At 43.6% G+C, this 24,908-nt stretch carries 23 protein-coding genes; 6 read left to right on the top strand and 17 right to left on the bottom strand.

All coding sequences use genetic code 11. The features are described from left to right. Position 1: 1 nt before the first annotated feature. The 11 genes from gspM to gspC form a co-directional block, all read right to left on the bottom strand. Positions 2-478 (bottom strand): type II secretion system protein GspM, encoded by a 477-nt coding sequence (gene gspM, locus N483_RS03030; RefSeq protein ID WP_023400649.1) that lies wholly within the window; start codon positions 476-478, stop codon positions 2-4. Next, the gene (gene gspL, locus N483_RS03025) at positions 475-1,683 is read right to left on the bottom strand and encodes a type II secretion system protein GspL (protein ID WP_023400650.1); all 1,209 of its coding nucleotides are present in this window, start codon (positions 1,681-1,683) and stop codon (positions 475-477) included. The genes gspM and gspL overlap by 4 nt, the downstream gene beginning before the upstream one ends. Then, the gene (gspK, locus tag N483_RS03020) at positions 1,680-2,660 is read right to left on the bottom strand and encodes a type II secretion system minor pseudopilin GspK (protein WP_023400651.1); all 981 of its coding nucleotides are present in this window, start codon (positions 2,658-2,660) and stop codon (positions 1,680-1,682) included. The genes gspL and gspK overlap by 4 nt, the downstream gene beginning before the upstream one ends. Beyond that, positions 2,657-3,391, bottom strand: a complete 735-nt coding sequence (gspJ, locus tag N483_RS03015; RefSeq protein WP_023400652.1) for a type II secretion system minor pseudopilin GspJ — start codon at positions 3,389-3,391, stop codon at positions 2,657-2,659. The genes gspK and gspJ overlap by 4 nt, the downstream gene beginning before the upstream one ends. After that, positions 3,391-3,777, bottom strand: a complete 387-nt coding sequence (gspI, locus tag N483_RS03010) for a type II secretion system minor pseudopilin GspI (protein ID WP_023400653.1) — start codon at positions 3,775-3,777, stop codon at positions 3,391-3,393. The genes gspJ and gspI overlap by 1 nt, the downstream gene beginning before the upstream one ends. Continuing rightward, positions 3,770-4,372, bottom strand: coding sequence for a type II secretion system minor pseudopilin GspH (gene gspH / locus N483_RS03005; RefSeq protein ID WP_023400654.1), 603 nt, complete (start codon positions 4,370-4,372; stop codon positions 3,770-3,772). Before gspH ends, gspI begins: the two co-directional genes overlap by 8 nt. Continuing rightward, on the bottom strand, positions 4,372-4,797 hold the full coding sequence (gene gspG / locus N483_RS03000) for a type II secretion system major pseudopilin GspG (RefSeq protein WP_023400655.1): 426 nt from the start codon (positions 4,795-4,797) through the stop codon (positions 4,372-4,374). The genes gspH and gspG overlap by 1 nt, the downstream gene beginning before the upstream one ends. Before the next feature lie 74 nt (positions 4,798-4,871). Further along, positions 4,872-6,098 (bottom strand): type II secretion system inner membrane protein GspF, encoded by a 1,227-nt coding sequence (gene gspF / locus N483_RS02995; protein ID WP_023400656.1) that lies wholly within the window; start codon positions 6,096-6,098, stop codon positions 4,872-4,874. Further along, positions 6,098-7,657 carry a type II secretion system ATPase GspE gene (gene gspE / locus N483_RS02990; RefSeq protein WP_023400657.1) on the bottom strand — a complete coding sequence of 520 codons (1,560 nt, stop codon included), beginning with the start codon at positions 7,655-7,657 and terminating at the stop codon, positions 6,098-6,100. The genes gspF and gspE overlap by 1 nt, the downstream gene beginning before the upstream one ends. Then, positions 7,650-9,710 carry a type II secretion system secretin GspD gene (gene gspD, locus N483_RS02985; protein ID WP_023400658.1) on the bottom strand — a complete coding sequence of 687 codons (2,061 nt, stop codon included), beginning with the start codon at positions 9,708-9,710 and terminating at the stop codon, positions 7,650-7,652. Before gspD ends, gspE begins: the two co-directional genes overlap by 8 nt. Before the next feature lie 28 nt (positions 9,711-9,738). Continuing rightward, positions 9,739-10,635 carry a type II secretion system protein GspC gene (gene gspC / locus N483_RS02980; RefSeq protein ID WP_023400659.1) on the bottom strand — a complete coding sequence of 299 codons (897 nt, stop codon included), beginning with the start codon at positions 10,633-10,635 and terminating at the stop codon, positions 9,739-9,741. Between the two features lie 263 nt (positions 10,636-10,898). Here gspC and hslR point away from each other — a divergent pair, with 263 nt between their 5' ends. The 3 genes from hslR to N483_RS02965 all read left to right on the top strand — a co-directional run bounded on the left by hslR (position 10,899) and on the right by N483_RS02965 (position 13,965). After that, positions 10,899-11,309, top strand: a complete 411-nt coding sequence (hslR, locus tag N483_RS02975) for a ribosome-associated heat shock protein Hsp15 (protein ID WP_023400660.1) — start codon at positions 10,899-10,901, stop codon at positions 11,307-11,309. A gap of 10 nt (positions 11,310-11,319) precedes the next feature. Further along, positions 11,320-12,165 (top strand): Hsp33 family molecular chaperone HslO, encoded by an 846-nt coding sequence (gene hslO, locus N483_RS02970; protein ID WP_023400661.1) that lies wholly within the window; start codon positions 11,320-11,322, stop codon positions 12,163-12,165. Positions 12,166-12,426: 261 nt separating this feature from the next. Then, a complete protein-coding gene (locus N483_RS02965; protein WP_023400662.1) occupies positions 12,427-13,965 on the top strand; it encodes a phosphoenolpyruvate carboxykinase in 1,539 nt (512 codons plus the stop codon). A 358-nt stretch (positions 13,966-14,323) separates the two neighbouring features. Here the strand turns inward: N483_RS02965 and envZ are convergent, their stop codons facing one another. Together envZ and ompR are read right to left on the bottom strand one after the other, a co-directional pair. Next, a complete protein-coding gene (gene envZ, locus N483_RS02960) occupies positions 14,324-15,628 on the bottom strand; it encodes a two-component system sensor histidine kinase EnvZ (protein ID WP_023400663.1) in 1,305 nt (434 codons plus the stop codon). Then, entirely contained in the window at positions 15,628-16,347 is a 720-nt protein-coding gene (ompR, locus tag N483_RS02955; protein ID WP_023400664.1) for a two-component system response regulator OmpR, read from the bottom strand. The genes envZ and ompR overlap by 1 nt, the downstream gene beginning before the upstream one ends. 149 nt (positions 16,348-16,496) lie before the next feature. On the opposite strand from ompR, the gene greB reads away from it, so the two are divergent. Further along, a complete protein-coding gene (gene greB / locus N483_RS02950; protein WP_023400665.1) occupies positions 16,497-16,970 on the top strand; it encodes a transcription elongation factor GreB in 474 nt (157 codons plus the stop codon). A gap of 85 nt (positions 16,971-17,055) precedes the next feature. Then, on the top strand, positions 17,056-19,389 hold the full coding sequence (locus tag N483_RS02945; protein ID WP_023400666.1) for a Tex family protein: 2,334 nt from the start codon (positions 17,056-17,058) through the stop codon (positions 19,387-19,389). A gap of 65 nt (positions 19,390-19,454) precedes the next feature. Here the strand turns inward: N483_RS02945 and N483_RS02940 are convergent, their stop codons facing one another. The 3 genes from N483_RS02940 to bioH form a co-directional block, all read right to left on the bottom strand. Next, positions 19,455-20,363, bottom strand: coding sequence for a putative metalloprotease CJM1_0395 family protein (locus tag N483_RS02940; RefSeq protein WP_023400667.1), 909 nt, complete (start codon positions 20,361-20,363; stop codon positions 19,455-19,457). A 2-nt stretch (positions 20,364-20,365) separates the two neighbouring features. Then, positions 20,366-20,674, bottom strand: coding sequence for a hypothetical protein (locus tag N483_RS02935; RefSeq protein ID WP_023400668.1), 309 nt, complete (start codon positions 20,672-20,674; stop codon positions 20,366-20,368). 103 nt (positions 20,675-20,777) lie between these two features. Beyond that, the gene (gene bioH, locus N483_RS02930) at positions 20,778-21,515 is read right to left on the bottom strand and encodes a pimeloyl-ACP methyl ester esterase BioH (protein ID WP_023400669.1); all 738 of its coding nucleotides are present in this window, start codon (positions 21,513-21,515) and stop codon (positions 20,778-20,780) included. 57 nt (positions 21,516-21,572) lie between these two features. On the opposite strand from bioH, the gene N483_RS02925 reads away from it, so the two are divergent. Beyond that, a complete protein-coding gene (locus tag N483_RS02925; protein WP_023400670.1) occupies positions 21,573-22,250 on the top strand; it encodes a ComF family protein in 678 nt (225 codons plus the stop codon). Between the two features lie 4 nt (positions 22,251-22,254). On the opposite strand, the gene N483_RS02920 is transcribed toward N483_RS02925, so the two are convergent. Next, positions 22,255-24,789 (bottom strand): M14 metallopeptidase family protein, encoded by a 2,535-nt coding sequence (locus N483_RS02920; protein WP_023400671.1) that lies wholly within the window; start codon positions 24,787-24,789, stop codon positions 22,255-22,257. Positions 24,790-24,908: the final 119 nt, after the last annotated feature.

The raw sequence follows: 24,908 nt of genomic DNA, 5'->3' as shown, positions 1-24,908 counted from the left end.
TTTAATTCTCTAACACCAAACGACTAACACGTACATAGCCTTGTTGTGGCTCCTCACCTAAATCAAGATTGGCTACCTTTACACCGTATTGGTTCGTAAGTACATCCAGCCAGCTGACCAATTTGTTAAACTCAACATTGTCGATATTAATTCTTAGCGTATTGTCTCTCGGCTGCATTTTGCTTATCTGAATACCATGTCTGCCTCGAGTGCGGTTCACTAGCTGAGTTAAATTCTGATTACTTGATGTGGCACGGTTCGCACCACTGGCTTTTAGTTGTGCAACACTTTTTGAAACCCATGCATGAAAGTTTTGCTGCTTTTGCAAATCGGCTTGTGCTTTTTCGACTCCTGCATTAAGTGGCTTTATCACGCCCATCACCAGTACAAAAATAACAAACACCACACCCGCTACAATGAGTAACTTTTGCTCCTGCTCTTTAAGCGATTGCCAATAATTAATCACTTGCTGCTTCATGCTGCACCTCTAATTCTTATTTCACCAATGACATAATCGCCGTCATTGTTCAGAGCACCTTGTTGTACTTCAATGCCTCTTTGCTCGAGAATAGATTTCACTTGGCTGAATATCTGAAACCCTTTGGCTTTTGCTCGGATCCTAAGCTCATTGCGTTTACGATCGTAACGGAAAGTCTCTGGACTAAAATCATCTACTTGCGAATAAATCGATACAAAGTGATTAGTCAACTCTAAAAAGCCGCCTTGCTCGCCACCACTGAGCGCATCGAGCTCATCTTGAATTTGCTTACGCAACAGGTGAGGCCTAACCACTTTATTTGGAAACGCTTGCTTGTACACGCTCATGGCTTGGGTTTTATACATGTCAGCTTCGCTTTGCAGCATAAACAATTGTGCAGATTTAACTGACACAAATGCCAACAAAGCAACACTTGCCGCAATCAAACCAGATCTCCAATCACGCCACCATTGAGGCTGCTTTTTCTTCGCTGCAAATGGACCTTGGCGCAAGTTTATTGGCAGCGCATTTAAGCCCTGTGCACAAATTGCCAAAGGCAAGTCATATTCAGCTTCTTTGGCGCATAGACTCTTGGTCGTCGCTAAACTATCAGCGGGACTATAATGCACAACCTCCGACTCGGGCGAGAGCATTAAATAGTCATTCACCCAATCAAGTTCTACTGCACCGATATGCCAATGGGCACCTTTAAACAACCACTGATGCTGTAATTGAATGGCGCTTAATGTTCCCTCTTCTGGTGTGGGTAACAATAGCGCATCTGGGACTATCACAGTTGGTTCAATATCAAAATCACCAAATACAGACATCCAGCTTTGCAACCACTCTAAATCACACAATGCGATATTGATATAGTGCTGCTCTTCAACTGTGGTCGGTTCACCCAGTGCGATGAATACCTCATCGATGTCACTGGCTACGTGCTCTTCAAGCATAAAGGGTAGTGCCCTTTCCAACTTGCGATTCCACTTTGTTGGTAAGGCAACTTGTTTAAGTTGCACGCTTGATGCTGGTAGCAACAATGCTACGCTGCGACCCGACGCTTTTTCCGTTAACTCTCCAAGTAACCCACTGTGTTCTAACTCACCACTGGCAATGATCTGTGAATCTGAATCAGACCATATTAACCAACTGACAGGTTCCTGCTGTGACTGGCCGACACGGACCAATAATTTTTCTGTCACTGAACGCCTCCAAACTTGCGTGCTAATACAGTTGCTCGACCATCTTTTATTTCGAGTATTGAGGTCATTTTAAACAACCGCTCATCAAATGATGCCTTGGCACGCAACTTAAAATAATTGCTTGTTATTGTGAAAATTTTCTCAGCTTTTTTAGTATCCTGAGCACCTTGATTTTTTGCTTCGGTAAAGAAGTCTTGCAAGTTATCAAATCCTTCTTCCGGGCGCGCGGCAATCACAGCCTCAGCCCCTGATAAGCTCAGCCCATCAAATAATGCACTTAATAATAATGCTTGCTCAGGCAATACAGTGTTCACGTTGATGGCTAAATCTGTACTGCCAGGGATAACACACACATAAGGCAACAGTTTTTCCATTACCAATGGATTGAAGCCTTTAATTACTCTTAACTCGCTTTCTGACGCCATTAAATTATTGGCTGTCATGTAGGGCATTTGGCGAGACATATACTCATCTTCTTCAGCACCTGAGCGATACGTAATACTGTCTTCATCTAACCAGTCATAGACACTGTCAGCCATTGCCTCTTCACTTTCTTGCGCTGGCAAATCTTCAATATTTTTCAAAAGCTCTAAAAGGGCTTTGTGAGCTGGGTTGGTATCAGTGCTCTTGGCATTTTGCTCTTTTGGTGCTCTGAGCGCATTTAAGTTTAAACACGCTTGTAAATCAGTTACTTTTCCACTCAATGTACCATGGTCTACTGGGTAGGGGACTTCGTCAATTGCCCACGGCTGACCTAAATGGACTTTATCAGGATCATCTTTGCGGCTTTCTAAAAGCACTTTTTTTACCAATTCCTCTGTGCCGTAGCTATACCATTTAGCTTGCTGATGAGTTTGAATATTCGCGGCCTTTTGCACTTGCACCATCAAAGAAGACGACATTTCAGCTGCGAGACTCGCAGCCAGTGCAACAATAAACAATACAATGATCAGTGCAGCACCTTGCTGTTTTCTCATGGCCTGCCTCCTCGCTGGTTATTATTACCGCCGGCATTATTATCTCGATTTTGGTTATCATCGAGACCATTGGAGATATTGTTGCCATTGCCCCGTGCCGCTTTTGCTTGTGTAACTTTGCCATCTCCCGGGGTTAGAAATATACGTCGTAAGGGCTCTGAATCCTGTCTTTGAATAGTAACGGCAACTGCTAGCGGCAGTGCCTTTAACTGCCAATTATCCTGCCATTTATGTTTGTCGTCTAAAAACTCAAACTTAAGTTCTTCAACGTCTTCTAATAGCACCTGAGCGCGCGGCTCAGCGCCGTCTAATTCGTCAATGTATACGCGATAAATTCGTTCAAGGTTATCATCTTTTACCCGATAGCCCACGGCCTGCAATTCAGAGCGCGGTAATAAACTCACTGGGTTAGTCCAACCATCACGTACAAATGCAATTCCATCATATTGGCTTTCCAATGAATAACGGCCATGGACAACGTAAGTAGGGCTAAAATCCCCCGCTTCGTTACGTACTTCCCGTTTGGTCATTTGATTGAAGTCTTGATCCATCAAGCGAAAGGTGGTTTGCAACCCTTCGAGCTCGGCAATCGTTTCATCCGATGCTTCTTTGGCCATGATAGAAGTATCTAAGATCTGGTGAGACGCGATCACTATAAATGTCAGAATAAATAGGGCAACCAACACTTCAATCAGTGTAAAACCAGTTTGTGTGCGCTTAATTGACAACATCACTTTTTGCCCTTATGCATAAAAGTGGTTAAATCATAGACTGAGTTTTCTCGCCTCTCGTCTTCAAACACTTCTATTGTCAATTTAACAAACTCAGCATCTGCGGTTTTTTCGACTTTTTGGCTCCAATACCAAGTATGCCCGGCAAACTCTTCATCGCCATTGTCTGAGTTTTTGCCACTCCATTTGCCACCACTGGCTTTTGCTCGCGCCATTACCATTTGGTTTTCAGCAACCCAAGCCGCATAGGTTTGCTGCTCGATGGTGCTCATATGATTAATGTGAGCGCCTGTTGCTTCTAATGCTGCAATACCGGCAACTGCGCAGATCCCCATCGCGACCATCACCTCCAGCAAAGTGAACCCCGACTGCTTTGACTTAATCATGTTCAGGCTCCCGTCGCAATTTTACCGGTGCCATAAACTCACCTTCAACGTAATAAACTGGCTCAGGCTCCTGCGCCAGTTCAAGGGTGACTTGAAACGCGCTCACTTCTCCAGACGATAAAATCAGCACTTGCGGGATTTTTTTCTTTTGAAGTTCCAACAAATTATCATCTTCACCGGAGCCCATAATTTCCTGCCAGTCGGATTGTTCTAGCAAATTATCCTGCGCCCAAGATAAATCCTCTAACACCAACTCAACCTTGTATTCTTCGCCATACTCTATGGGCTTGTAAAGCTCTTCGGCTTCGAAAGTAGTCCATTGCTCACCGTCGAAGACCAAGAACTCTAGCGTCCTCTTGTCCAAGTGAAGACCCAACTCAACTTGATTCAAAACGGCAAACTCCGATGCCATATTCACTATGCCATGCAGTTTTAGGGCTTCTTTCTCCAGAAGGTCCTCGTCACTTTCACCCACAGTGAAAGTCACAAGCTGAATTGAAATACCGATTATCAAGAGAACCACCAAGATCTCAAGTAGACTAAATCCACGAGATCTTGTTGGTAATTGAGTTGAGTTATTCACAGGCTGAGACATTAGCGGTCTTCTTCATCTCTCCAGTTACCGATATCATCTTCGGTACCTACTTCACCATCTGGACCCATTGAGAAAATATCGATTTTACCGATCTCACCTGGACTCACTAGCTGGTAAGGGTTGTCCCATGGATCTAGTGGAAGTTCATCTAAAAAGCCACCGTCAGGAAAACGCTTTGGTACTGGATCAATGGTCGTTTTCTCAACCAGTGCTTCTAAGCCCTGCTCAGTTGTTGGATAGCGCTTATTTTGTAGCTTGTAGATTTTCATCGCACTTTCAATTTGCGTGATATCAAGATTCGCTTTATCAATTGCAGCTTCCTCTTGGCTACCCATGATATTTGGTGCCACAATTGACATGATCATACCGATAATAACCAGTACGACCATTACTTCTAGTAATGAAAAACCTGACTGTTTCTTCACAATTTATACCTCTATGCTGTTGCATTGGCTACACGACGTGTGTAGTCCAGTGTGTTTATCTTTAAATATGTTGACTACAAACCAATTGCTTTGTTCATTGCCATAATAGGTTGGAGTATTGCCATGACGATAAAGAGTACAATTAATGCCATACTGGCAATCATCGCCGGCTCAAGTAATTTGAGTGAAACACTCACCATACTTTCAAACTCCCTGTCTTGGTTATTGGCAGCACGTTCTAACATTTGCTCCAACTCTCCAGACTTTTCACCACTGGCAATCATATGTAGCATCATTGGCGGAAATAGCTTTGTTTGATGCAGAGCTGCTTTGAGGCTCGCACCTTCACTTACGTGGGTTGCAGCTTCAGCAACTGCGGCTTTAATTTTTTGATTTTCAAGTACTTGCCCGGATATTTTCATACCTTCAAGCAAGGGCACTGCACTCGATGACAAAATACTTAATGTTCTTGCAAAGCGCGCAGTATTGATACCTCTGCTAATCTTACCAATGCCCGGTAATTGCAATAACTTAGTATCATACCAAAAGCGTGCTTTAGGGCGCTTTAACGTTTGCTGAACAGCAACGATCAATCCAATCAATGCCAGGGTCGCTTGCATCCAGTAGTCCTGAACAAAGTTACTCGCAGCCAGTACCCATTCAGTCGTCCAAGGCAGCACTTGGTTCGATTTTTCAAATGATTTAAGAATTTCTGGTACCACGGTACCAAGCAAAACCGAAACTATGGCAATGGCAAAAATAACCAGAATCGTCGGATATACCATTGCTTGAGTAATTTGGCTGCGCATATGCTGGCGCTGCTCAGTGTAATCAGCGAGGCGATTTAGTACTTCATCAAGGTGACCTGACTTTTCACCCGCAGCAACCATTGAGCGATACAAGTTATCAAATACGTGTGGAAAATCAGACATCCCATCTGCTAGCGTATAACCTTCAACAACTTTTGAGCGCACAGCCATGAGCATGCGTTTTAAACGCGGTTTTTCACACTGCTCGGCAACTGCCATTACAGCGGCTTCAACAGGCAAAGAAGATTGGATCAAGGTGGCAAGTTGTCGCGTAATAAGTGCGATGTCGCTCACCGAAGGCTTGTACCCTCTCGATAGCGTAAAGCCACCCGTAGCTTGCGACTTCTCTTTTTCAGCTGCGGGCTCTACTTCTAAAGGCATCATTGCCTTTTCGCGCAGCATTTGCCTGACCTGCTTGGCTGTATCGGCTTCTAAAATGCCTTTTTTTTCCTTGCCTTTTGCATCCAAGGCACGATATTCAAACGCCGCCATTACCCTTCCTCACGCGTCACTCGCATTACTTCTTCTAGCGTGGTTTGCCCTGCCAGAACTCGTGAACAACCATCTTGACGAATGCTTGGGCTGTTTTTACGAATATACTTTTCTACGGCCTGCTCACCTTTACCATTGTGAATAAGCTCGCGAATATGCTCATCAACAACCAGTAACTCGTGGATACCTGTTCGGCCTTTGTAGCCGTTAAAGTTACACTCTTCACAGCCAACTGCACGATAAATGGTAGTTTGAGAATCTTTGTCTATGCCCAACAACTCACATTCACGCTCATCAGCAAAGTGTGGCTCTTTACAACTTGAGCAAAGCGTACGCACAAGTCGTTGCGATAATACACCTAGCAAAGATGAAGATAGTAGGAATGGTTCAACCCCCATATCTTCCATACGTGTAATCGCACCTGATGCGGTATTAGTGTGCAGCGTCGACATCACTAAGTGACCTGTTAATGACGCTTGCACAGCGATTTGACCTGTTTCTAAGTCACGGATCTCACCGACCATAACCACATCAGGATCCTGACGTAGAATCGCTCGTAATCCGCGCGCAAATGTCATGTCCACTTTCGGGTTAACTTGCGTCTGACCAATCCCAGGGATTTCATATTCAATGGGATCTTCAACGGTCAAAATATTTCGATCTTTGGAGTTTATTTGCGTCATGCCCGCATACAAAGTGGTACTTTTACCAGAGCCCGTTGGGCCTGTTACCAAAATGATACCGTGTGGCTTAGCAATAATTTCAGAGAACAATTCACGATTGCGCTCCGTCATCCCCAAATCTTCGAGGTTAAGTCGCGCGTTATTTTTATCGAGTAGACGTAACACCACACGCTCACCAAAACTAGATGGCATAGTTGATACACGCACATCAACGGCACGCCCAGCAATTCTCAAGCTGATCCGGCCATCTTGCGGTACACGTTTTTCAGCGATATCTAGTTTCGCCATAACCTTAATACGAGAGACTAAAAGCGAGGATAGTTTACGGTTTGGCTTGAGTACTTCTTTGAGTACACCGTCAACCCTGAAGCGGATAACCAGATCTGCTTCAAAGGTCTCAATGTGAATATCCGACGCCCCTTCTTTGATTGCTTCACTAAGCATGGCGTTGATCAACTTAATGATCGGCGCATCATCGTCCGCCGCTAACAGATCCTCTGTTTGTGGCATCTCTTCAGCAAGTGAGAATAAATCGACTTCATTCCCAATGTCTTCCATCATTTGCTGAGTTTCAGAGCTGTCTCGCTGGTAAGACGCTTCAAGCAATAGTTCAAACTTTTCTTCGTCGATAACTTCAATGGTAAAGCCGCCACCGGCGACTCGACGCACTTCCAATAGGGCCTCAAGCGAAACATCACCTTTGTGAAATACCTTCAAGCCCTTGGGGTCGTCACTGAGCAATACACCTTCTCGGCGAGCGAAAGAGAAAGGCAAACGCAATTGAACTTGCTGTTCCTCTAATGTAGCCTCGTCAGTCACTGCCGCAGACTCTGCTTCAATAGGTGCCTCAACAACACTCATACTTGCTTCAGTCATCGTTCTTCTCGTTTTGCTGATCTAAGTATTGTTCATATGTCGGTGGCAACACCATCGCATCATTCCACTCTGGCAGTACTGGTGCATCTTCAAGCGGCATCAATTGAATGCCATCATCTTGCTTTTTGATCTGCTCGTTGCGAATAAACTTATATTTAGCATGGCTTAACTCATTCATGCTGCGGCTATCGCGAACAATAGTTGGGCGAATAAATACCAATAGATTACGTTTACGCTTGCTCGTATTAGTCGACTTAAACAAGTGACCTAAGATAGGAATATCGCCAAGTAGTGGTACTTTAGACACACTTTCTTGGACATCTTCATCAATTAGGCCGCCAAGAATAACCATGCCACCATCATCAGCAATAACCGTGGTATTAATCGCACGCTTGTTCACTGAAATATCGACTGACGTTGCACCACTGACGCTTGATACTTCTTGCTCAATCGTTAATTGTACCGCTGTACCATCATTAATTTGTGGTGTGACTTTTAACTTGATACCAACTTCTTGACGGTCAACTGTTTGGAATGGATTGGAGTTATTATCACCAGCCGCTGAACCAGTAATAATCGGAACCTCTTGACCCACAATCATAGATGCTTCTTCATTGTCCATGGTGGTCACAGACGGCGTTGCTAGAATATTCGAGTTGGTATCTGTCGACACAGCCTGGATAATTGCACCCCAGTCATTTTTAACCACACCTGCGGCTAGACCGTTTACACCACCTAGCAACTGACCTAATGCATTTAAATCACCTTCAACGGTTTCTTCAAAGTCATTTAGCTGCGCATCATCACCGGTAACGGTTCTTTTAATCGTTTTGTCACGGGCTTGCTCTGCTGCTACAGCCAGTGCGCCAACAGGTACCGTTGTACCATTGTTGAATTGCAGCATACCACCTTGCTCTGTGATCCACTGTAAGCCAAAGTTGATACCATCACCTTCAAGCACTTCAACGACAATTGCTTCAACCAAAACTTGTGCACGGCGTACATCTAGTTTTTCGATGACGTTTGCCAGAGAACGCATGGTATCCGGCTGAGCGGTAATAACTAGCGAGTTTGAGTCATCATGCGCTTCAATACTGGTTTCATTTCGATTACTGCTACGAGAGCGGTTAGATTTACCGCCACCTTGCGCTTCTTCTTGTAGTGTTTTACTAACACCTTGCAACACTTTTACAAGGTCTTCAGCTTTGGCATAGTCAAGATAAAATACCTGTGTATTACCATGATTCTCAAGCTCATCATCAAGGCGCTTAATTAACTCTATTGCTTTGGTACGTGCTTGGCTTTCACCACTGACAACCACGCTATTGGTTCGGCCATCAGCAACGATTTTTGGTATTAGGAATTCAGGAACACGGCCTTTACCCGTGTCCTTATAGATTTTTTCTACAACTTGAACCACATCATCAGCGGTAGCGTGCTTTAATCTAACAATATCTACCCGCTGATCACCCGCTTGGTCGACCGACTTGATAATATTAACCAATCGATTTACCGATGCAGCATGACCTGTCAACATCATTACGTTTGCAGAGTTAAAGTTGGTGACATGACCACCATCTTTTTGGTCACTAAATTGGCGAATAAGCGGACCAAGCTCTTGTACCGATACATTTTTCACTTCGACGACGCGAGTGATCATCACATCTCCATCGCCTTCGCTGCTATCGTTTACCAGAGGTACGTTGGACTTTTTAGCATCAGAGCTTCGTACAACCTTCATAATGCCGTTTGGCATTTCTACCACTGAATAGCCATATACTTCTAGTACACTTAAGAAAAACTGGTAATACAATTCTTCGTCCATCAGTTCAAAACTGCGCACATTGATATTACCGCGCACGTTTGGATCTATGATGATGGTTTTATTAAGCGTTTTACCAACAATGAGAATAAACTCATTGATATCAGTCCCTTTAAAGTTGGCCGCATACTCAACCGCAGACACTGACAATGACAATCCAGCCGCAAACAACAGAGCTGCATATTTAGCTAACCCTTTTCTGATTCTTGTGAGGTGTAGCTTTCTACCCATTATTCTTTAACTCCAAAATTAGTGTCTTTTACAGGCTGAATTGCACATCTAAAGTGCGGCCATCGCGTTCGATAGTTATGTTGGCATCCGTACTCTCTCTGAGCTCGTTCATTGCCGACATAGCCTGTTTCATATCCGTGAGTTGATAACCATTTATCGCAATGGCCAGATCGTTATTTTTGAGACCCATCTTCGCGAAAAGCTGAGGATCTTTACCAGGGCGCAAGCGATAACCAACAAGTTGACCATTGCGACGCTCTGGCGAAATTCTTATGTAATCAAATAGTTTACCTGGCTCGTTTAAAAGCTCTTGGCGACGTTGGGCAAGCTCTGAACGTGTTTCATCACTGATACGACGCTTTGCGGGTTCTGAATTACGCTTAGCTGTTGTAGGCATAGCTACTGTCTGCGTAAAATCCAAGCCATCCAACATGAGTGTTTCAAATCGGCCGCTGACGTCTAAAATAACGCGATCAGGTAACACCTGAGCTAGTTTAGCTCGAGTGCCTTTCACCACATCTTGCACTAAATAAGTTTCCTGTCGGCCTTGAGATTCAATAATTGCAAGTCCTGCACTGTCATTTTTACTAATCGCAACAATCCCCGTTAACTTCACATTTAAGCGAGTTTCAGGTGCATTTGAGATGACAGGTTTTGGCTTTTCAGCTTCTTTCGGCTTCTCATTGGCTTTGCCAAAAATGTTTTGCGCAAGAATGGTTGCACTACTTACAGCTTGAGCGCTGCTTTGAGCTTGATGAGGCGCAATATCTAACGGCGCACTATCAGGTTTGGGAAAAAGTAACCAGAATAGCTGAGAGAGTAAAAATGCAATATATACAACAGCTAAGAACACCACTGCACGACTAAGCTTAGCGTGGGGCAAGCCTTGTAATATTTTCTGTAACTGTTGTATTTGTAATTCCATATAAAATTCTTTAATGAGACTGTTCTTATTCTATTAAGCGCCTCAGTGTACCGTTTAGATTTCGATTCAACAAGCGCCCAAATGTGAAACTTTAAATTAAATCGGTACAAGATATGACACGAGTAACATGAACACAGTATTAACCATTTGTTCATCTACTCTTCATATGCCATTCCTTGACCTATCGGGCGGTATGCTTTTTTTGACGGTTAAAATATGATAAATTTCACCATCGAGCAAGACGCCAACGTAGTTAAAGAATTGTGACAAAAGTCAATCCAGAAAACAACCAAGATGATACAAAAGTCAGATTGGACAAATGGCTTTGGGCTGCGCGCTTTTATAAAACGCGTACAACAGCCCGTGAAATGATCCAAGGTGGCAAAGTCAGATATAATGGCCAGAGATGCAAACCAAGCCGTCATGTCGATGTCGGGGCCACCATCGAACTCGCTCAGGGTCACGATGAAAAACACATCACCGTTTTAAAGTTAATGGACAAACGCCAAGCCGCTCCAATAGCCCAAACTCTTTACGAAGAGTCGGCGGAAAGCATTGAAAAGCGGGCTCAAAATGCCATTGCTAGAAAAAACAATAGTTTCTTCGCACCGCGTCCGGAGCACAAGCCAGATAAAAAGCAGCGCCGTGAGCTGCTTAAGTTAAAATCAAATTAGGGTCTCATAGATGAAACAAGATTTACTTCATCGCTATATTTTTGACGATCTCGACGTACGAGGTGAATTAGTCCAGGTCGAGCATACACTGAAGGATATTGTTGCTGGTCACAACTACCCAGTAGAAGTTCAAACTTTGTTAGGTGAGCTATTAGTCGCCTCAAGTTTACTGACTGCAACACTTAAATTTGAAGGGGATATTGCAGTACAACTTCAAGGGGACGGCCCAGTGAAGTACGCTGTTATCAATGGTAACCACCAACAAAATATGCGTGGAATCGCACGAGTTGAAGGTGAAATCACCGGTTCAGGTATTAGCGATCTGATCGGCAAGGGTCATATGATCATTACTATTTCTCCCGAAAAAGGCGAGAGATACCAAGGCGTAGTTCCTCTTACCTCAGATTCCCTAGCAAAATGTCTTGAAGATTATTTTGTTCAATCTGAACAATTAAAGACGCGATTATGGTTTGCAACTCAAATTGACCAAGACTCAGTAAAAGCAGCAGGTCTATTTTTGCAAGTTCTGCCTGTCAACAAAGAAAAGTCTCAAAGTGACTTCGAGCACCTCGAGGCATTAAGTGACACAATTAAGGAAGCTGAATTATTAACGTTAGACGCACAAACTGTGTTGACACGCTTATATCATGAAGACAATCCTCAATTATTCGAGCCACAAGAAGTCAACTTTGTTTGTGGCTGCAGTCGAGAAAAAACCATTAGTGCTTTAGTTAATGTAGGGCAACAAGCACTTTTGGAAGATGTAGAGCAACATGGTGAAGTTAAACTCAGCTGTCACTATTGCTTAACTGATTACCGTTTTAGCGAACAGGACATCAAATCTATTTTTAATTAAATAAGGTACATCCTGTGCATTCGAATTAAAGCCGCCATTTTGGCGGCTTTTTGTTTGCAAAAAAATGATACCGGTGTCATAAAGATGGCTAATTTTATGACACCGGTATCATTGAAATTATTCAGTTTTTTTGTCAAAAAATTGCAATTTCTGCCCCCTTTAGGGCTCGAATATCTCAAATGCTTCTGTTAGTATGAATTCAAGCTTTAGGTACTTAATAACCAGAGCTATCCCGTTCAATTCTCACATTTAGGTATAAACATGACTTCAAGCGCTACTCGTTTTGTCGATTTAACTGCAGCTGAACTTGTCGAACACGCTATCTCGCGTGGTGAAGGGACTTTAGCAGCGAATGGAGCTTTTGTAGCAAAAACAGGCCGCCGTACAGGTCGCTCTCCAAACGATCGCTTTATCGTTCAAGAGCCAAGCACTGAAAATGACATCCAATGGGGTAACGTAAACCGTCCATTCGATGCCGAAAAATTTGATGCTCTTTGGGCTCGTGTAGAAGCACACGTACACAGCAATGACCACTTTGTCTCTCACTTAGAAGTTGGTTCAGATCCTGAGCACTATTTACCAGTAGTCGTTACTACTGAAACTGCTTGGCATCACATTTTTGCTAAAAACATGTTTATTGAACCTAGCAAATACAATGCAGCTGATTTACCCCAATGGCAGGTAATGAATGTTCCTTCATTTGTATGTGACCCTGAGCGTGATGGCACAAACAGTGACGGTACAGTTATTATCAACTTTGCAGAGCGCAAAGTGCTAATCGCAGGTATGCATTACGCCGGTGAAATGAAAAAGTCGATGTTCTCTGTTCAGAACTTCTTGTTACCAGCAAAAGGTGTTTTACCTATGCACTGTAGTGCAAACGTTGGTGAGCAAGGCGACACTACATTGTTCTTTGGGTTATCAGGTACTGGTAAAACAACCCTTTCAGCAGACCCTAAACGCTTCCTTATCGGTGATGATGAGCATGGCTGGGCACCTGGCAGTGTATTTAACATCGAAGGCGGTTGTTACGCAAAATGTATCGACTTATCTCAAAAAAATGAGCCTGTAATTTGGAACGCAATCAAGTTTGGTACAATTTTAGAAAACGTTGTACTTGATGAAAATCGCGTACCTGACTTTGCAGATACAAGCCTTACACAGAACACACGTGCAGCTTACCCATTAGAGCACGTTGAGAAACGTAAAGTTGAAAACCGTGCAGGCGAGCCTCGCGCAGTTGTTTTCCTAACTTGTGACGTAAGTGGTGTACTACCTCCGGTATCTATCCTATCTGAGGAAGCGGCAGCTTATCACTTCCTAAGTGGTTACACTGCAAAAGTTGGTTCAACAGAAATTGGCTCAACATCTGATATCGAGTCTACGTTCTCTACATGTTTTGGCGCGCCATTCTTCCCACGTCCAGCAGGTGTTTATGCTGAGCTTCTGATGAAGCGTGTTCGTGAATTTGGTGCAAAAGTATACCTAGTAAATACTGGTTGGACTGGTGGTCCTTACGGTGTAGGTAAGCGTTTTGATATCCCAACGACTCGTGCAGTTATCGACGCAATCGTTAATGACACGCTAGAAGGCGTTGAAACGCAACATATCGAAGCACTTAACCTAGATATTCCTGTTGCTGTTGAAGGTGTAGATGAAAAACTACTTAACCCTGTCAATACATGGGAAGATAAAGACAAGTATGCGGAGTACGCGGCTAAACTAGCGGCTGACTTTAAAGCTAACTTCGAGAAATACGACGTATCTGACGCAATCAAGTCAGCTGGTCCTCGCGGTTAAGCACTACCTTTTCCTTTATCAAAGGCGCCCCTCGTTGGGCGTTTTTTTATGCCTGTAATTTGGGAGCTTGCAGCTATAAATTATTACGTCATTGAGAATCGAATTAAGCAACAAGGCTGCTCCCCTCTCTCGGTAACAGTTCACCTACAGAAACTTTGAAGCTGAACACTCCATCGTAAAGCAGCACTACAACACGCGCAGCGGCAGCTAAAATAGACATTCATTATTGCCAACCACCTTAGACACAGCTCTAAAACTGCTTGGCTTTAGACTCCGTTAGACTGTGCCATTAGAAATGAGTGTGATGTAAAGGAGGTAAGCTTGGCAAAATACCAAGCTGTATGAGCGGAAAAGTGAATTACTTTTTACCTAGCGGTAAGGCAACTTCTGCAGACAGCCCTCCCTCAGCCCGGTTCCTCAAGGAAACTTTGCCACCATGTGTTGCAACAATGCGTTTGATAATTGCCAAACCTAGCCCGCTACCATCAGAGCCCCTAGCTTGATCGCCTTGTTTAAACGGTTCAAATACTGATTCTAGCTCAGATTCAGGGATCCCCGGTCCTCTATCTTTTACTTGGATAACCATCACTTTATTTTTGGGATCTAACTGGGTATGGACGTCAATTTCGCCTTCTGAATACTTGATGGCGTTTTCAATCATATTGGTTAAAACACGCTTTAAAGCGACGTGATTCGCCACAACCCAAGGCGTGCCTTCAGCTAAACTCAGGTTGATCACCCGCTTATGTTGCTGCTCCGCATGAACCACTTCTTCCACCAGAGTATTGACGTTTTCTAAGTGCATCTCACCACTGCTATGGTGTCGAAGATACTCAATAAACTGATCAATGATCGCGTTCATATCTTCAATATCGTCAATGATGCCCTCTTTGAGATATTCATCCTCATCAGACATCATTTCCGTTGCTAGTCTGATCCGAGTTAAAGGTGTGCGCAAATCATGAGAGACACCCGCCATTAAAAGCCGTCTATCACTTTCTAATTCAGCAATCCCCTTAGACATTTGGTTGAACGCCTTCGTTACCTCAATAACCTCTGTGGATCCTTGCTCAACAAGCCGAGTCGAGAAATCACCTACCCCAACTCTACTTGCAGCTGTTTGCAATGCTCTAAGCGGTCTATTTAAATGCCGAGCAAAAAGCCACCCACCCAAAACACTTAAAAAACCAATGCTGGATAAATAAAACACCAAAAATTCTAATTTGGTCTCAGAAAAGCCGGTTAGTGGAACTCGAACCCAATACCCAGGAGCCTGGGGAGCTTCAACCCAATAAACGATAGGGTCCCCTTGGCTGATCCTCACTCGCGCTGACCCATTTAGTTGTTCTGACATGCTGCGAGAGAGCAAGCTGTATTCACGCGCTTGCCCCAAACCATTTCGATAAGCCTCTTTTTGCGTCATGACATCGATCCCCGTTATCTCAAAAAATTTATTCGATAACGCGGTGTCGACTTCAACGCCTTCCTCCCAGTCAATAAACACCGTTTTGACCTGTTTAGCGAGCATCAAATTCACTTGCTCAAAAGTCGGCTTAAACACATACAGTGTCACCGTAATATAAGAGACAACCTGATTGATTAATAACAATCCCGCGACAAAAAATACAGTCTGACCAAACGCACTACGAGGAAAAATGCTCATTATTTTTCGCCATCAGGCACAAACACATATCCAAGTCCCCAAACCGTTTGTATATACCTTGGGTTTGATGCATCTTCTTCTATCATTCTGCGCAGTCGGGAGACTTGTACATCGATACTCCGCTCCAATGCACTATAGTCTCGACCACGGGCTAAATTCATTAACTTATCTCGGCTCAGCGGTTCTCTCGGGTGACTGACCAATGCTTTTAATACAGCAAACTCACCACTGGTGAGCGCAATCGTTTCGTCCCCCTTTTGCATTTCACGGGTGGCCAAGTTCAATTTAAATATACCAAATTCAACTTCGTTTTCTTCCGCGGCGGGCGCTCCGGGTACTTCTTTTGTTTTTCTTCTTAAAACAGCTTTGATACGAGCCAATAACTCTCTAGGGTTGAAAGGCTTCGGTAAATAGTCATCAGCCCCCAACTCCAAACCGATAATACGGTCAACTTCATCCCCTTTTGCAGTCAACATCACAATGGGAATTTCATTTTCTTTTTGTCTGAGACGGCGACAAATAGAAAGCCCATCTTCTCCTGGCAACATGAGGTCTAAAACCATTAAGTGAAAGTTTTCCCTTTCCAATAACCTATCCATCTGCTCGGCATTCGCAGCGCTTCGGACAATAAAACCTTGCTCTACAAGATAACGCTCCAATAAGCTGCGTAATCTCATATCGTCATCCACGACTAGTACTTTTGTTGTTTCATTTCCCATCGAATTCTTCTTGTTATCACTGAACTATTGGTTAAATATAATTGAAATTTAGCTCCTTAGACACCATAACATACTGATAAGATTGTTACTGAACGTTACAGTTATCTAAACACGCGTACCTTATATAGGTTTTTCCGATATATTGCATTATGAAAACAAACTTAATTACGCCCGAAGGGTATCGAAAACTGCAGCAAGAGCATGACCACCTATGGTTTGAAAAGCGTCCTGAGATAACAAAGATTGTCAATTGGGCGGCCAGCCTTGGAGATCGCTCCGAAAATGCCGACTATACCTTTAACAAACGCTTACTCCGACAGATAGATAGACGTGTTAGATATTTACGCAAACGCTTACCTGATTTAAAAGTGATTGAGTATGACCCACAACAAGCAGGCAAAGTGTATTTTGGCGCTTGGGTCGAAATAGAAAACGACGAGGGGGAAACTAAGTTTTTCAGGATCGTCGGGCCAGATGAAATTTACGAGCGCAATGACTATATTTCTATAGATTCGCCAATGGCCAGAGCTTTACTCGGAAAATCAGTCGACGATGATTTCATGGTGAAAACACCGCAGGGTGACGCACAATGGTATATCAATAGAATCGAATATCAGGCCTGATAAATTTTCCACTAATATGGTATGATAAACCCCAACGCTTAATAGATTTTTTAGCGTAGCTAATTGAACTTTATAAGGATTTTGCATGAGCAACATCTCAGCTCGTTTAGCCCAAGAGCTAAATGCCTCAGAACAGCAAGTGCTGGCAGCCACCACATTGTTAGATGAGGGCGCAACAGTTCCCTTTATCGCCCGTTATCGTAAAGAAGCCACTGGTGGCTTAGATGACTCTCAACTGCGTCTTTTGGAACAACGCCTTTCATATCTAAGAGAGTTAGAAGAAAGACGTGCATTTATTATCAAAACAATCGAAGAGCAGGGCAAATTATCATCTCAACTCGCCAGTGATATTGCACAAGCCAGCAGTAAAACGGAGCTTGAAGACCTGTATTTACCCTATAAGCCAAAGCGCAGAACCAAAGGTCAAATTGCGATAGAGGCTGGGTTAGAGCCACTAGCCGATCAACTTTTTGCGGATCCACAATTATCGCCAGAACAAATGGCACAAGACTTCACAAACGCTGACGCCGGATTTGCCGATGTAAAAAGCGTACTTGAAGGCGCTAAGTTTATTTTAATGGAACGTTTTGCTGAAGATGCCAAGTTGCTTGCTAAATTCAGAAAACACATCACCGACAATGCTCAATTACAAAGTCGCGTGGTCAAAGGACAAGAAGAAGCAGGCAGTAAATACAGAGATTACTTTGAGCACAACGAAGCGCTTTCAAAAGTACCTTCGCACCGTGCATTGGCAATGCTCAGGGCGCGTAATGAAGGTATTTTACAATTAACCATTAACCCTGAACCAGAAGCGCAAGACCATCAACAATACTGTGCTCAAATGATCGCAGATCATTATGGATTGAAAGTACAAGGTGCCAATGCCAGCGATTGGTTAATGGTCGTGGTGCAATGGGCTTGGAAAATCAAATTAGCTCTGCACCTTGAAAATGAATTCCTAGGTTCTTTGAGAGAAAAAGCAGAAAGTGGGGCAATAGACGTATTTGCTAAAAACTTGCAAGACCTATTAATGGCTGCGCCTGCAGGACCAAAAGTAACCATGGGTATTGATCCTGGTTTGCGAACTGGCTGTAAGATTGCGATTGTTGATGCGACTGGTAAGCTACTTTCTACAACAACGATTTATCCACATGCTCCACAAAATCATTGGGATAAATCAATTCGAACAATCGAGCAGTTATCTCGTCAACATAAAGTACAACTGATTGCCATTGGCAATGGAACTGCGTCGCGAGAAACCGATAAACTTGCTGGCGAAGTACAAAAAGCAGCCTCAGATTTAAATTTAACGAAAATCATGGTCAGTGAAGCTGGCGCTTCTGTCTATTCAGCATCAGAGTTTGCAGCAAATGAGTTCCCTGACTTGGATGTATCACTGCGTGGCGCTGTATCTATCGCTAGACGATTACAAGATCCCCTTGCTGAACTCGTTAAAATTGAACCTAAATCAATCGGTGTCGGCCAATATCAGCACGATGTATCACAAAGCCAGCTGGGGCAAACCCTTACAGCTGTAGTAGAGGACTGTGTAAACTCTGTCGGCGTTGATGTAAACACAGCATCTGTACCACTTCTCACTCGTGTATCTGGACTAAATAAAACTCTGGCCAGTAATATTGTCAAATACCGAGACAGCAATGGCTCTTTTGCCAACCGTAAACAACTGAAAAAAGTTGAGCGTTTAGGTCCAAAAGCATTTGAGCAAGCAGCCGGTTTCTTACGTATTCAAGACGGTGATGATCCACTTGACGCCTCCGCTGTTCACCCGGAAGCTTACCCAGTGGTTAAGCAAATATCTAAATCTAACGGTTTGGAGCTGCAAAACTTAATCGGCAATAGCGACGTACTCAAAAAGTTAACGCCGAATGATTATGTTGATGAAAAGTTTGGTTTACCTACCGTTACTGACATTATTGCTGAGTTAGATAAGCCTGGCCGAGATCCTCGCCCCGAGTTTAAAACTGCCCAATTTAAAGCTGGAGTGGAAAAAATATCTGATTTAAAAGTTGGAATGGTGCTTGAGGGTGTAGTCTCTAACGTTGCTAACTTTGGTGCTTTTGTTGATGTAGGTGTTCATCAAGATGGTCTTGTTCATATTTCAGCGATCACCGACAAGTTTATTTCAGACCCTCGTGAGGTGGTCAAAGCTGGTGACATCGTGAAAGTAAAAGTCATTGAAGTCGATGTAGATAGAAAACGCATCAGCTTTACGATGCGCCTGAATGATGCCACCCCGTCTCAATCCGAAGGACATAAAAATAAGCCGCAGCAAAAAGCTGGTCAAAACCACAGCCGTAAGCCTGAACGTCGCGACAACTCAAAAGGCAACCGCCGTGATCAGGGCAATGCCGCCATGGGTAACGCATTTGCGGAAGCGTTTGCCAAATTGAAAAAGTAGCTATACTCAAACAAAAAAGGAAGGGTTAGCCCTTCCTTTTTTTAGTTATTACAAACAAACCCATTTTATACTGTCACTGAAAGCTGTGCGTCTTCATTGGGTTTTGTGATTTGCCCATAAAAGCCTTCGATTCTCAGGGCTCTAGACTCTATTTCAGGATCTCTCTCAATTGGCAATGCAACTGCAAATGGATCGGCTTCTTGTTGCAATCTCGCTCTTTCCAATACCGGCTGCTCTGACTGCGCTGCGCCTTCCTGAGTCAAACGCCTATTTTGAAATTTTTGCACCCCACTCGGGGCATTATCTTCTTCTGAACCACTGATAGATTTTTTTGCCAACTCTGCCTGTGCCGTCGCTATTTTTGACGTTGCATCTGCAGCAATAGCTCTATCGGCTCCAGAAGGCTCGGCAGGTGCCAAAGCCGCCGCTCTGACAGTCTGCATTTTTTCAATCGTTTGCTGAGGGTCCCCTTCGACAGGTGCCACATCAATCATCACTTGGCCACCTACGGCATAATTATTGCCGTCTGGGCCTCGTTGATATTCGTAACTCGGTGCACCAGCATACTGACCGCCGACTCGCGCATGGGCCTGCTCATGGAGTTTTACTTCTCTGTCTCTATCTTTGAGCTCTTTTAACTGCTGCTCGTCCTGTTCCTGCTGTGCCTGTTCGCGTTCGGAAAGTTCTTCTTCTGGAGTTTGATTCTCTTTCTGGCCTTCGCCTTTTTCGTCGCCACGCTCATTGACAGATTTGCTGTCTTTCAGCTGTCCGTTTGCATCGTATGTATCTTGCGAGTCATGTTCTGCGGTGCGAGACTTGTCATTGTCTTGGAGTGCTTTATTTTCCGTCGCAGGTGGGGTGATCGCTGCGGGCTTGGGGATCACTTCACGCAGCTGATTATCTCGCCTAGCCGTTTCCGTGTAGACGTTTGCGGTATTGAGGTTAATCGCCGGTTGAGGCGTGACGATGTTCATACTTACACTTTAATATCAATCAAAGTTCCTAGCACTTCGTCAGCAGTTTGAATCGTCTGCGCATTTGCTTTGGCATTGAACTCTTCCACCTTTAAATTGACCAATGATTCATCAATTCTCGGAGGTTGAGAAACAGGTGCCGTAACAGCCTCTTCAGGTCTTGCTGCTTCAAGTTGCCGTTGTTGAGCCAACTGTTCATCACTTTGCTGGTCAATCGTCGCACGATTTATATCAGCAGAGGCCCTTTCAATATTTTGTTGAGCACGATTAAAACCTTCAACGCCTGCGTTTAGTACGTCTCCAATAGGCATAATAGACTCCAAGTTACTTTTTTACTAACCTAATTATTGCTCATATTATGTGCAAAATAAAGTGCAGGCGGCAATTTTTTGCCGCCTTGAAGGTGAATATATTTTAAAGGACTGATTTTAGGTAACTAATAAAATCATCTCGGTGAGAAATAAACGGTGCATGAGATGCTTTTGGTAAGATCTCATAGCTAAATTGTGGGTTTATGAGTGAAAGCTCAGCTGCAACACTTTGAGGAACTAGCGAATCTAATCGGCCAAAAATGCCATAAACTGGGCATTTTAAGTTGGCAAAATCAGGTCTTAGGTCAACGCTTTGCAAAATGTCTAAACCTGCACTGAGAGCAGTATCATGCGGCTCAGATGCCAAAAACAACAACTCTTTTAGTTGCTTGATATCTGCTTTGGCGTGTTCGCTACCCATAGCTTGTATTGCCAAAAAGCGCTCAATTGTTTTTCGGCTATCTTTTGCCAACTGAACTTTGAATTGCTCAAGAACTTGCGCCTTAATACCAGGCCATTCTTCATCCTCGCAAAACTGTGCATTTGAGGACACTAACACTAGGCTGGCTACTTTTTCCGGATATAAGGTGGCTAATTTGGTTGCCACTAACCCACCCAGAGACCAGCCAATCACAATACTATTTGGCTGAATTCGATTAGACAATGACTCCACTATCACATCTAGTGAATAGGTATCTACAGGCATAGGTTCTCCGCCAAAACCTGGTAAATTAAGGGCTTTCACCGGCTTTCCCAAAGCATCATTCAATGCAGCCTCTATAAGCTGCCATACTTCTTTATTCATTCCCCAACCGTGCAGTAGCACAATTTCACTTTGCATTTTAATCCGCCTCAAGCCAAAATTACCGCTATGATATCGTTTCAAGGAATGAAAGCAATGTCGCTACTACAAGCTTTAACAAAAAGCTTTTTTCCAGCCAAATGCGCAACTTGCCAATGCTATATAGAAAGCCCCGGCTTATGCACTAGCTGTCATCAATCACTCCCTTTGTTTGACCATACGGATCAAAACTTGCTGTTGCGCCCCGATATAAACCGTATGTTTAATTTACCAAATTGTGATGGTTTGAGCGCCTGTGGTTGGTACCATGGACAGCTTGCAACTTGGGTAAAACAAGTTAAATATCAACACAGTCGCCAAGCAACTATGGTACTCAGGCAGGTTATCGACGCGCAGTGGCACAGGCTCAAATTGCAAAATCTTATCTGTGCTGACGGAGTTATACTCGTACCATTGCCCAGTAGTCGGCTGATCTATCGTGGCTACAATCAAGTTTATCAAATGTGGGCACCAATGCTAAAACAGCACAATGCGAATATCCTCAATACCATTGGCAAACGTAGTAGACCATCGCATGTTTCGCTGTCTAAGCAAGCGCGACAAAATAACGCCAAGCAGGCGTTTTATCTAAAACAGACGTTAGAGCACAAACGGATCTTAATCATTGATGACGTGATCACCAGCGGTGCCACAGTCAATGCCATAGCCGCGCTATGCAAGTCAGCAGGCGCACAATCCGTCTGGGCTTGCGCTACCTGCATTACGGAATTATGAAAGTCTATTCCACACTGCTTGCAAAAAATAGTGCGTTGTTTAGTAGTCGACTTGTGCCGTACCAATAGCCGCGAAATACCGGGTTGTCGGTCATTGCGATCACCAGCCCTTTTCCATATTTCCTGGCAACCAATGCATTGCTATTAGCTATTTGTGCAACATTCTTTTCATGCGCATATCCCGATAACAAAGGAGCGTTACTATATTTCAGCACATTACTAAAGGGCTTACTGTTATGTTTCATAACCCAAGTACTATTTTTAAAAAGCGGCAGTGTGCTATCTTCAAAGCCAAAAGCCAATGGGTGGGTCACATCTACATCAGCTTGAAAAATCGCGCCAGCAATGCGTTGTTTTGCTGCCAGTGCGTCACGCTCAGAATAAGGTAAATTCTCTGCCTTAAACAATGCTTTCATTTCTTTTGTTGAAACTGTTTCAACGCTGAGTAATTGCTGCTCAATTAGCCACTTGGCGCCGCGTTTTTGACCCCAAATTATGCCGCCACTTTTTACCCATGAGTATATTGCAGCCTTGGCCTGTTTAGTAAGCTGATCGTAACGGCCGTCTGCCAAGATAATATGTGTATATCGAGAGAGGTCTATTTTTCCTAAACGGTGCTGTTCGACAATTGTTGGGGCTAGATTTACATGTCTGTCTAAGTGATACCACAGCTCTCCAACTTCATATTGACTCGTACCTTCGCCACCAACCAACAAAACTTTGGGTTTCTCAATTGGGGTCATTAACCTTGAACCTAAGTCTATTCCATTCGCTGTTAATCCTGTGTCAATTGTGAAGAGCTTTATCTCTGTATTATTTGCGATATCAGCTAACTTAACCTGCCAATTGGGTAGTGTTTGAAGTCCTGCTGGGATCACAATGCTGCCAGCGGAAAAAGGCTGCTGTCCATGCTGTGTTTGCGCGGTAAAAGGCTTTAGTGCCCCCCTAACTTCAAATCCCTCTTTCAACAATAAGTTGAGTAGCTTTGGTGCTAAATAATGATGCCATTCAAAGGCATAAGCATAGGCATTAGATACTTGCTCTGCAGAAAAACTAGACTGTGTTGGCTCCCAAGGTGACTCGCTATACTTTAGCCCCCAACTGCTAGTAACAGCAGAAAAGTTCAAATCAAACGCATAAGGTAATGTCCAGCCCGATACGTCGTAAAAGGTGTTGTCTTCAAATTCTGTCTGCGTAGAAAAAGCAGCTTTGATAAAGCGATATTGCTGTTGTTGCAAAGGAACAAATAAATCACCAACTTGATATTCATGGTCAGCTATAGTGATCGCTTTTGTTATAGGGTAAGCATTGATTTGATGGCTTTTAAGTAAAGCTGCGAATTGCTTAAAACGATATGTATCTTTTCCTTTTGCAACAATATACCCCTTGAACTTTTCTTTGCTAGCTAAGTGCTCGGCTTCAGCAAAAAAACTTCTTTGATACGCCATTAAAGCTTCTTTGTGTTCTGTAGCACCAGTGAATGTGGACAATGACGTGAGCAATTGATTCTTAATAGTGCGATGAAAATATAACTCACCGTTTATAGACTCTTGAACGTGGCCTCTACTGCTCGCTTGTTCAAATAAAATCCCAATCGTTCCATTTACATCTGGATAGGTTGAACCTTTGCCTATGTAAAAGTCATCAAAACTTTCTTGAGTAAAATATAGTTGCCGCTCTTTATCTAATGTTTGAGCATGATATTTTGCCAGGGCGTGAGTCAGAGTTTGATTCTTTTTTGGCGTAATTGGATGCGTTCTAGATGGGATCCCTGGTTGAAAAAAGTAGCTGCTATTTGTTCCCATCTCATGAAAATCAGTGAGCACTGTTGGCTTCCAACGATGAAACTGTGCAACTCGCGCAATGGATTCAGGATGTTGTAATAATAGCCAATCTCGATTTAAGTCGAACCAATAGTGATTCGTACGCGCCGATGGCCAAGATTCTACATGCTCTCGATGAGCCGGGTCCGACGACAATGTCTGTCCTTTGTGACTGTTAGCCCAGTGAGCAAAGCGTGCTAATCCATCTGGGTTCATCGCAGGATCAAGCAAAATGATATTATTTTTCAATATATGTTCAACCTCCTCTCCCTGCGCTGCGGCTAAATAGTAGGCCACCAGCATCGCTGCATTGCTGCCTGACGGCTCATTACCATGTACGCTATATCCCATCCATATTACATTAGGAGCACTTGGTGATGTTTCGCCCTCTTTTAAACTGGTCAGATGTGCTTCGCGCAACGACTCTAACTTCTCTAGTTGCGTAGGGTTAGTGATTGCAAGCTGTAATAAAGGTCGCTGCTCATGACTGTAGCCAATGGTCGATAAGCTAATCCTTGGGCTTTGCTTAGCGAGTAAAGTGAGGTAGTGAACTAACTGGTCATGACGTACATGCCACTCACCCACTTCATAACCCAAAACTTCGCTGGGTTTAGTAATATTTTGGTCAAATTTTATATCGGGGGAAAAATAATAGGTGATCGGCTTCGCATGGCTTGCAAATACAAAGAAAGCCAGCAGTAACAAAAATATTCTCATACTAATTCCATCTTAAATCGCTCACTTATAAGCTAACAAGTTGACCCAATTTACCGCAAATTTTTACGTCCAACACTAGCTACAACCGGACGAGGGGAGTATCATAGGGAGTAACCGAG

The organism is Pseudoalteromonas luteoviolacea NCIMB 1944 (assembly GCF_001625565.1).
GTDB classification, from domain to species: Bacteria; Pseudomonadota; Gammaproteobacteria; order Enterobacterales; family Alteromonadaceae; genus Pseudoalteromonas; species Pseudoalteromonas luteoviolacea_F.
The sequence above is the reverse complement of the archived record's forward strand: the minus strand, read 5'-3'. Positions and strand labels throughout refer to the sequence as shown.